This window comes from uncultured Romboutsia sp. (assembly GCF_958366745.1).
GTDB lineage: Bacteria > Bacillota > Clostridia > Peptostreptococcales > Peptostreptococcaceae > Romboutsia > Romboutsia timonensis.
Genome location: NZ_CATXCO010000068.1, coordinates 1 through 10,290 on the forward strand (window position 1 = coordinate 1; position 10,290 = coordinate 10,290).

Below are 10,290 nucleotides of genomic sequence, written 5' to 3' on the forward strand. Positions count from 1 at the left end.
TGCTTCTAGCTTGAATTGTATAATACTTATAGCCTTATGCATTTTTGCTATTAGAGTTTTTTCTTTTGTAGATGTTTCGCCTGCACTTCCTTTTGGCATAAAACAGTTACAAGGATCGCTTTTATATTGTTCTAATGCAAATGTTGCTAGTGGAAGTAAATTTATTCCATAGATGTCTTCTATAATATCTAAATTAGAGTATCTAGCTGATATTCTAAGGGCATTTGCTATACAAGTTTTTTCTCCACTTGCAGCACCCATCCATAATATATCGTGATTTCCCCATTGTATATCTACTGAATGATAGTCCATTAGTGTATCTAGAACTACATCCGGTCTAGGACCTCTATCATATATATCTCCTACTATATGAAGTCTATCTACTACTAATTTTTGTATAACTTTAGATATAGCTATTATAAATTCTTTTGCCCTATCTATACTTATAATAGTATCTACTATACTTTTATAATAGTTTTGTTTGTGTACTTGTTCTACATGTTCATTTAAAAATTCTTCTATTATATATTTAAAATCTTCCGGAAGAAGTTTTCTTACCTTAGATCTAGTGTATTTACTTGATGCATATCTACACAACTCCACTAATCTATATATATATATTCTATAAAAATCATCTATATTATCTTCTTCTTTTTCTATTAATGCTAGCTTTTGTTCTGGATAATATACTAAAGTTGCTAATGTCTTTTTTTCACTCTCTCTTATAGTACTTGAAAATAATTCTTCTATCTTTCTTTTTATAACTCCTGAACCATTTTTAAGCACATGCACAAATGCTTCATACTCTCCATGTATATCACTTATAAAGTGCTCCGTTCCCTTTGGAAGATTAAGAATAGCTTCTAAATTTATAATTTCTGTACTCGCTTTTGATATACTTGGGTATTGCTTTGATAATATTTTTAAGTATTTAAGCTCTTTTTCAATATTTTTCATTTAACACCTCCAAACATTATTACTACTTATATTTTAGCATATTTACAACAAAAGGATGGACAAAATTTGTCCATCCTTTATTTTCAAACTATATTTCTATTAGAAGTTTTCAGCTAATCTCTTATAGTTATTGTATCTTTCTTTAGCATTTTCTTCAGCCATATTGAATAATTCTTCAGCTACGTCTGGATATTGCTTAGCTATAGCAGCATATCTTACTTGACCCATTAAGAACTCTCTGAAGCTTTCAGTTGGTTCCTTAGAATCTAAAGTGAAAGGATTCTTTCCTTCAGCTTTTAATTGTGGGTTGTATCTGTATAAATGCCAGTATCCAGCTTTAACAGCTTTTTCTATGTTAGCTTGAGCTCTACCCATACCTTCTTTTATTCCGTGAGATATACATGGAGAGTATGCTATTATTAATGATGGTCCATCATGCTTTTCAGCTTCTATTATAGCCTTCATTAATTGGTTCTTATCAGCACCCATACCAACTTGAGCAACATATACGTTTCCGTAGCTCATAGCCATCATACCTAAGTCTTTCTTCTTAGATCTCTTACCAGCAGCAGCGAACTTAGCCATTGCAGCAACTGGAGTTGACTTAGAAGCTTGACCTCCTGTATTTGAGTATATTTCTGTATCAAATACAAGCACGTTTACATTTTCACCTGAAGCAAGAACGTGATCTAATCCACCGTAACCGATGTCATAAGCCCATCCATCTCCTCCAAGTATCCATTGAGATCTCTTAACTAAGTAATCTTTTCTTGATTCTATTTCAGCTAATAATGATTTTACTTCTTCATCTGCACAAGAACATGTTCCAGCTAATTCTTCTAGTACCTTTTCACTAGCAGCTTTAGAAGCTTCACCATCTTCTCTTGCTTCTAACCATGCATTAAATGCTTCTTTAGCACTTTCACATATATCCATAGTTAATAGAGTTTGCATAGTTTCAGCTATTTTATTTCTCATTTGCTTAACACCAAGCATCATTCCGTATCCGAATTCAGCATTGTCTTCGAATAATGAGTTTGACCAAGATGGACCTTTACCTTCATGGTTAACTGTGTACGGAGTTGATGGAGCAGATCCTCCCCATATAGAAGAACATCCTGTAGCATTTGCTATCATCATTCTATCTCCAAATAATTGAGTAACTAACTTGATGTATGGAGTTTCTCCACATCCTGCACAAGCTCCTGAGAACTCTATAAGTGGTTGTCTAAATTGACTTCCCTTAACTGTAGTTGGTGCCATTATATCTCCTTTAGGAGCAACTTTAGTAGTATCAACTGCAAATGCCCAGTTTTCTACTTCTACTTCTTGAGTATCAAGAGGCTTCATAACTAAAGCTTTTTGCTTAGCTGGGCATATGTCAGCACAGTTTCCACATCCTGTACAGTCCATTGGACTTACTTGCATTCTGTATTGTAATCCTTCAAATCCTTTACCTATAGCCTTCTTAGTATTAAAGCTTTCTGGAGCATTAGCTGCTTCTTCTTCATTTACTAATACTGGTCTTATACATGCATGAGGACAGACATATGCACATTGGTTACATTGGATACAATTATCAGTTATCCATTCTGGAACATTAACTGCTACTCCACGTTATTCTTATGCTGCAGTACCAGCTGGGAATGTACCATCTTCTAAACCTTCGAATGCACTTACTGGTAAGTTATTACCTTCTTGAGCATTCATAGGTCTTAATATGTTCTTTATGAATTCTGGTTCATCTGAATCTACTGCCATTTCTAACTCTTCAGCATTAGACCAGTTAGCTGGAACGTCTATCTTAACTAAAGCATTTAATCCAGCTTCAACAGCTTCAAAGTTCATGTTAACAACTTTTTCACCTTTTTTACCGTAAGCTTTCTTTATAGAATCTTTTAAGTATTCTACAGCTTCAGTTTCAGGTATTATTGCAGCTAACTTGAAGAATGCAGATTGCATTATCATGTTTATTCTATTTCCAAGACCTATTTCTTGAGCTATCTTAGTAGCATTTACAGTGTAGAAGTTTATATTGTTATCAGCTATAAATTTCTTCATTTTAGCTGGTAAGTGTTGTTCTAATTCTTCTTGAGACCATATAGTGTTAAGTACGAATACTCCACCTTCCTTAAGTCCCTTTAATAAATCATATTGGTTAACATATGATTGGTTATGACAAGCTATATAATCAGCTTCATCTATTAAGTAAGTTGATCTTATAGGAGCATCTCCAAATCTTAAGTGAGACATTGTTATACCACCAGATTTTTTAGAGTCATATGCAAAGTAAGCTTGAGCATACTTATCTGTGTTATCTCCTATTATTTTTATAGCTTGCTTGTTAGCTCCAACTGTACCGTCAGATCCTAATCCCCAGAACTTACATCTTACAGTTCCTGGATGAGCTATTTTTATTGATTCAGATTTTTCTAATGAAGTATTTGTAACATCATCTACTATACCTAATGTGAAATTGTTCTTAGGTTTTTCTGATGTTAAGTTATCAAATACAGTTTTTATATCTGTAGGAGTAACATCTTTTGAACCTAATCCGTATCTTCCACCTATTATCATTGGTGCATTTTCTACATCAAAGAATGCATTACGTACATCTAAGTATAATGGTTCACCTGTTGAACCTGGTTCCTTAGTTCTATCAAGTACACATATTCTTTCAGCTGAAGCTGGTATAGCTTCTAATAAGTGCTTATTAGAGAATGGTCTATATAAGTGAACTTTAACTAAACCATAGCTTCCACCTTTAGCATTTAAGTAATCTATAGTTTCTTCTATAGTTTCTGTAACAGAACCCATAGCTATTATTATATTCTTTGCATTTTCATCTCCGTAGTAATTGAATAATCCATGCTTTCTTCCTGTTAATTCAGACATTTTAGCCATGTATTTCTCTACTACACCTACTATATTATTGTAGTATTTGTTTGATGCTTCTCTTGTTTGGAAATATATATCATCATTTTGAGCTGTACCACGAGTTACTGGGTGATTTGGAGATAAAGCGCTATCTCTAAATGCTTTAACAGCTTCCATATTTAATAATGACGCATAGTCACTGTATTCTAATAATTCAACTTTTTGTATTTCGTGTGATGTTCTAAATCCATCGAAGAAATGTATGAAAGGTAATTTACCTTCTATTGCAGCTAAGTGTGCAACCGGTGCTATATCAGCAACTTCTTGAACTGATCCTGAAGCTAATAGTACACATCCAGTTTGTCTTGCTGCCATAACGTCTTGATGGTCACCAAATATAGATAATGCTGAAGTAGCAAGAGCACGAGCACTTACGTGGAATACTCCTGGAAGTAATCCTCCAGCAACTTTATACATGTTAGGTAACATTAATAATAAACCTTGAGATGCTGTAAATGTTGTTGTTAATGCACCTGCTTGTAATGAACCGTGGAATGCTCCAGCAGCTCCTGCTTCTGATTGCATTTCTACAACATTAACTTTTTGTCCGAATATATTTTTTCTTCCTTGCGCTGACCAATCGTCAACTGCTTCTGCCATGTTTGAAGATGGAGTTATCGGGAATATAGCAGCTACGTCAGTAAATGCATACGCAACGTGTGCAGCAGCTGTATTTCCATCAACAGTTTTCATGAATTTAGCCATAATGTGTATCCTCCTTAATATTACTCCTATGTAGTTTAAGTATTAAATCTTAGCTACAGTGTATAATGAATACAATGTATATTTTAGTACAATTCATATACATATAAATATTATGCTATAATTTACATAATAATGAAGGTATTCTATAAAATGTTATAGATTCCTTCTTTATTACAAGTATAAATAATATTATAAGCTAATTTAATTCTACTCTTTATCTTCTAATTTAATTAACTCTTTGTGCTAGTTAAATATGATTACTGAAATACTATATTTTAGCAAGATATATTTTGATAGTTAAAAAACTTTATATAGTAATTTCAATATACTTAGTAAAATAACTAGCTCAATAGATTAATTATTTTTATCTAATACATATATTAAATACCCATAAATTTATAATCTAAGCATTAAATTTTTATTTAGTATTAATAGCCACTTTTAGATTCGTTATTTCCACTTACTATAGCAATTGAAGCACTAGCCCCTATTCTAGTAGCCCCAGCGTCTATTACTTTAACTGCATCTTCTTCACATCTAACACCACCAGATGCTTTTACACCTATATTTTCTCCTACAGTTTCTCTCATAAGTTTTATATCAGCTGGAGTTGATCCTCCTGTTCCAAACCCTGTAGAAGTTTTTACATAGTCAGTTCCTGCTTTAACTGCAAGTTCACAAGCTATTTTCTTTTCTTCATCAGTTAAATAGCAAGTTTCTATTATAACTTTTACTAAAGCTTCTTTATTTGCTGCATCTACTACTGCTTTTATATCTTCATATACTAATTCATAGTTTTTATCTTTTAATGCACCTATGTTTATAACCATATCAACTTCATCAGCACCTTTAGCTATTGCATCTTTTGTTTCAAAAGCTTTAACAGCTGAAGTATTTGCTCCTAAAGGGAAGCCTATAACTGTACATACTTTAACATTGCTTCCTTTTAATTCTTCTTTTGCTAGTTCTATATTTGCTGGATTTATACAAACTGAGAAAAACCCATATTCTTTTGCTTCGTTACATAATTTAACTACATCATCTTTAGTTGCTGTAGCTTTTAATATAGTATGATCTATCATATTGGCTATTTTCTTATTCATTACAAATTCTCCTTTTTACCGCTTTTTTCGTTATATATTTACATATCATGTTACCATATTATGTAATTTATATAAACTTATTTTTTATAGCATTATAATTAACAAAAAAATAACATATTATTTACTAGAATTTACAAATTAATAATATATTCTTAATTTAAACTTAACAAGTAGGCACTTTTTTTATATGTAGAAACTTATAATATACATAGTATATAAAAGTATACTATGTATATTGTTATATATTTTATTTATGATATACTAACTTTATAAAATAAAAATGTGAGGTGTTTACAGATGAGCTTAAGTTCTCATAGTAAATGTCATATGTCAAACCGTTGTTTAAAATATGAAACATGTCCTATGACTTTATTTCACAGATTAGTTTCTGGTAAGTGGAAAATACTTATCCTTTGGTATTTAAGCGGTGGAAGTCTTAGATTCAGCGAAATAAAAAGAAAATTGCCAGATGTTACACAAAAAATGTTAACTAATCAACTTAGAAGTTTAGAAGAAGATGGCCTTGTACATAGAGAAGTTTTTCCTGTAGTTCCACCTAAAGTTGAGTATAGCTTAACTGATATGGGGCAAAAAATGATACCTCTACTTGAACAAATGTATGATTACGGAATTGAGTATGAAAAAAATGTCGAAAAATAAAAGAACGGATCTTAAAAAATCCGTTCTTTTTTATATAATTATTCAGCTATTAATTCTACTTCTTCACCATTTCTAACACCTGCAGCGTTTCCTTCTTCAACGTCTACATGCATTTCTAATGCAAAGTTAGCATTAGCTCTTACTAATACATTTTCAAATACTACAGCTCTCGGTCCGAAAGTTCTAACTTTTACTATTTGCTTATCAGTTACACCAAATCTAGCTGCATCTTCTAAGCTCATATGTATATGTCTAGAAGCAACTATAACACCTTCTGATAATTCTACTTCTCCTGCTGGTCCTACTAATTTAACACCTGGAGTTCCTGCTATATCACCAGATTCTTTTATTGGAGCTTTTATTCCTAAAGCAAATCCATCTGCTAAAGATATTTCAACTTGTGTACTAGGTCTAGCTGGTCCTAAAACTCTAACTCCTTTTATAGTGCCTTTAGGTCCTACTAAGTCAACTTTTTCTTCACAAGCATATTGTCCTGGTTGAGATAATGGCTTGAAATGAGTTAACTCATGTCCTGCACCAAATAATGCTTCTATGTCTGCTTGGCTTAAGTGAACGTGTCTATTAGATAATGCTATTGGTAATTTCATCTTAAATTCCTCCTAATTATTTTGTATACATGATACATTATATATAATATTTAACAATAAATCAAATGATTTTATTAGCTTTTTAACTAATAAAATCATCGATAAATTCTTGATAATTCAATATCTTTATCAAAAACCATCTTATACTATTTTGTTAACTTTAATTTGTTTTTATACTCTATATATTTTGTAATCTAGTGTTATTTTGTTAGACTTTTTATAAGATCAAAATACCCTGGAAATGATACATTTATACAATCTTCATTATCTAATTTTATTTTTTCAGCAGATATTAAATTTAAAGTAGAAAATGCCATTGCTATTCTATGATCTTTAAATGTCTTTATTTTTCCACCATTTAATTTAGATTTTCCTTTTATTATCATTCCATCTTCTAATTCTTCTATATCAGCACCTAATATCTTTAGATTTTCTACCATAGACTTTATTCTATTACTTTCTTTTACTTTAAGCTCCTGTGCATCCTTTATTATAGTAGTTCCTTCAGCTTGTGTAGCAAGTACAGCTATTACTGGAATTTCATCTATAAGTCTTGGAATTATATCCTTATCTATTGTAGTTGCACATAAGTCTTTAGTATATCTAACTAATAAATCACCTACTAATTCTCCACCAACTAATCTTTCATTTATTATTTCTATATTTCCATTCATATTTTTAACTACATCTATTATCCCAGTTCTAGTTTCATTTAATCCTACATTTTTTATAATAACTTCTGAACCTTTAGTTATTAAGGCTGAAACTATTATAAATGCCGCTGATGATATATCTCCAGGTACATATATATCTTGGCTAAATAGCTCATTTACTGGATTTACACTTATTTTTAAATTTTCTACATTTATGTCTGCTCCAAATGACTTTAACATTATTTCTGTATGATTTCTACTTTTTACCTTTTCATATATAAAGCTAGTATCATTTGCATAAAGACTTGCAAGTATTAAAGCAGATTTTACTTGTGCTGATGCAACAGGCATATGATAATCGATAGCTTTTAAATCTCCACCATATATTTTTATAGGTGTATAGTTAGCATCATCTTTTCCTTCTATATTACATCCCATAAGTCTTAATGGGTCTGTTACCCTTTTCATAGGTCTTTTAGCTATAGAATTATCTCCAATTAAAGTTGCATCAAATTTATTTCCTGCAAGTATTCCCATCATAAGTCTTATTGTAGTTCCCGAATTTCCTACGTCTAATATTTCTTTTGGTCTTTTAAGTCCATATAGTCCATTTCCTTTTACATATACATCCTTACCATCTATTTGTATATCTACACCCATTTTTCTAAAACAAGATATTGTGCTTAAGCAGTCTTCTCCCATTAAGAAATTGCTTATTTTATTATCCCCTTTAGATATAGAAGAAAACATAACTGCTCTATGGGATATAGACTTATCACCTATAAGTTCAAAACTTCCTTTAAGCATGATTTGCCCCCTTTATTATGTTTAATATTTCATCTTCATCTATATTGTCAGTAATTTCAACCTTTCCAAAATCTATTGGAAGTATTAAATTAATCTTTCCGAAACTATTCTTTTTATCATTTTTCATTATTTCAAGTATTTCTTTATTTATCTTATCTTTATCTCTTTCAGCAATTTCATCTTCTTTATGTAATGGTAGGTTAAATCCTAAAGGTAAATTGAATTTTTCACATACATGTATAAATTTATTGTAGTAACTTTCGTCTATGCATCCTTTTTCTAATGATAACTTAAATGCCATATTCATACCAATACTTACAGCTTCACCATGACTTATTTTACAAAGCTTTTCAACTCCATGGCCAAATGTATGGCCAAAGTTTAATATTTTTCTAAGACCACCTTCTTTTTCATCTTTAGAAACTATATCTGCTTTTATTTGAATACATTTCTCAACCATATAACATAGTGTTTCATTATCTTTATCAAGTATTTTTTCACTATTATCTATAAGGTAATCTAAAAAATCATAGTCATAAATTAAACTGTATTTTATAACCTCTGCCATTCCAGATATAAATTCACTATGTGGTAATGTTTTTAATGCATCTATATTTATATAAGTAAACTTAGGTTGATAAAAAGTACCTATTACATTTTTTAAATTTCCTATGTTCAATCCAGTTTTGCCGCCTACTGACGAATCCACTTGTGCTAGTAAGCTTGTTGGTATTTGGCATACATCAATACCTCTCATATATGTAGATGCTACAAAACCTGCTAAATCACCTACAACTCCACCACCTAATGCTATTATTAGTGATTTTCTAGATAAATTTATTCTTATACAATACTTAATTATTTCTTCATATACTGATAATGATTTCGAATCTTCTCCTTCTGGAACTATATATTCATATATCATTTTCGCTTTTATATTATTTATAAAGTTGTCAATCTGATAGTTATATACATTCTCATCACTTATAATTAGAACTTCGTCATATATTTCATTTATATTAATTCTAGATAAATCTTCAATATTCTTATTATTAAACTCATAAACTGATGATGTAAAGTTCTTATAGCTATTATCTATTACTATATTACAAACCTCATTTATTATCTTTTCCACCCTCTATCACCTAACCTTTTTATATATGTATTATAGTTTGATTTTAAATCATTTAAATTATCTCCACCTATTTTATCTAGGAAGTATTTACATATAACAAATGCAACTACATTTTCACATACTACACTACATGCTGGTACAGCACAATTATCTGAACGCTCTATACTTGCACTATAACTCTCTCGTGTATTTATATTTATAGATTTAAGTGGTTTATAAAGAGTTGGAATAGGTTTCATTGCACATCTTATGACTAACTCTTCACCTGTTGTCATTCCACCTTCAATTCCACCTAGTTGATTAGTTTTTCTTTTTATTCCATCTTCATTGTTATAATATATCTCATCCATTACATTAGAACCATAATTATTTGCAACATCAAATCCTATACCTATTTCTACACCCTTTATAGCTTGTATACTCATTAAGTGCATTGCTAGTTCTCCATCTATTTTCTTGTCAAATTGAGTATATGAACCTAATCCTGGAATTAAGTTCTTCACTCTGATTTCTACAACTCCACCTAAAGTATCACCTTCAGATTTTACCTTATCGATTTCTTTTATTATTTCTTTTTCTACATCTTTATTTATACATCTAACTGCACTTTTATCTACATTTTCTTTTATATAATCAAAATCATAACTATTATTATCTTTTACATTTCCAATTTGAACAACACGAGAAATAAAATCTATATTAAAGTTTTTTAAAACTTGCTTACA

7 protein-coding genes and 1 pseudogene are annotated in these 10,290 nt (G+C 30.5%); 1 reads left to right on the forward strand and 7 read right to left on the reverse strand.

Annotated features, from left to right (window positions below):
* The 3 genes and pseudogenes from Q5F54_RS06360 to deoC all read right to left on the reverse strand — a co-directional run.
* Window positions 1-957 (reverse strand): fructose-bisphosphatase class III (locus tag Q5F54_RS06360; protein WP_302334117.1); only part of this gene is annotated, 957 nt, incomplete at its 3' end.
* A 99-nt stretch (window positions 958-1,056) separates the two neighbouring features.
* A pseudogene (gene nifJ / locus Q5F54_RS13135) lies at window positions 1,057-4,599 on the reverse strand (pyruvate:ferredoxin (flavodoxin) oxidoreductase).
* A 428-nt stretch (window positions 4,600-5,027) separates the two neighbouring features.
* Complete coding sequence (deoC, locus tag Q5F54_RS06370) at window positions 5,028-5,702, reverse strand: deoxyribose-phosphate aldolase (RefSeq protein ID WP_302168763.1); 675 nt, start codon at window positions 5,700-5,702, stop codon at window positions 5,028-5,030.
* Between the two features lie 327 nt (window positions 5,703-6,029).
* Here deoC and Q5F54_RS06375 point away from each other — a divergent pair, with 327 nt between their 5' ends.
* Entirely contained in the window at window positions 6,030-6,362 is a 333-nt protein-coding gene (locus Q5F54_RS06375; RefSeq protein ID WP_281538491.1) for a helix-turn-helix domain-containing protein, read from the forward strand.
* A gap of 38 nt (window positions 6,363-6,400) precedes the next feature.
* On the opposite strand, the gene pduL is transcribed toward Q5F54_RS06375, so the two are convergent.
* The 4 genes from pduL to aroC all read right to left on the reverse strand — a co-directional run.
* On the reverse strand, window positions 6,401-6,970 hold the full coding sequence (pduL, locus tag Q5F54_RS06380; protein WP_071119581.1) for a phosphate propanoyltransferase: 570 nt from the start codon (window positions 6,968-6,970) through the stop codon (window positions 6,401-6,403).
* A 200-nt stretch (window positions 6,971-7,170) separates the two neighbouring features.
* A complete protein-coding gene (aroA, locus tag Q5F54_RS06385; RefSeq protein WP_281538489.1) occupies window positions 7,171-8,430 on the reverse strand; it encodes a 3-phosphoshikimate 1-carboxyvinyltransferase in 1,260 nt (419 codons plus the stop codon).
* On the reverse strand, window positions 8,423-9,565 hold the full coding sequence (gene aroB / locus Q5F54_RS06390) for a 3-dehydroquinate synthase (RefSeq protein WP_288525734.1): 1,143 nt from the start codon (window positions 9,563-9,565) through the stop codon (window positions 8,423-8,425). The genes aroA and aroB overlap by 8 nt, the downstream gene beginning before the upstream one ends.
* The coding region (gene aroC / locus Q5F54_RS06395) for a chorismate synthase (protein ID WP_302334118.1) at window positions 9,553-10,290 on the reverse strand (738 nt) is incomplete at its 5' end. The genes aroC and aroB, both read right to left, overlap by 13 nt.

Coding starts and splice junctions, on each gene's coding strand:
- deoC (WP_302168763.1), bottom strand. CDS start 5,702: ATGAATAAGAAAATAGCCAATATGATAGATCATACTATATTAAAAGCT.
- Q5F54_RS06375 (WP_281538491.1), top strand. CDS start 6,030: ATGTCAAACCGTTGTTTAAAATATGAAACATGTCCTATGACTTTATTT.
- pduL (WP_071119581.1), bottom strand. CDS start 6,970: ATGAAATTACCAATAGCATTATCTAATAGACACGTTCACTTAAGCCAA.
- aroA (WP_281538489.1), bottom strand. CDS start 8,430: ATGCTTAAAGGAAGTTTTGAACTTATAGGTGATAAGTCTATATCCCAT.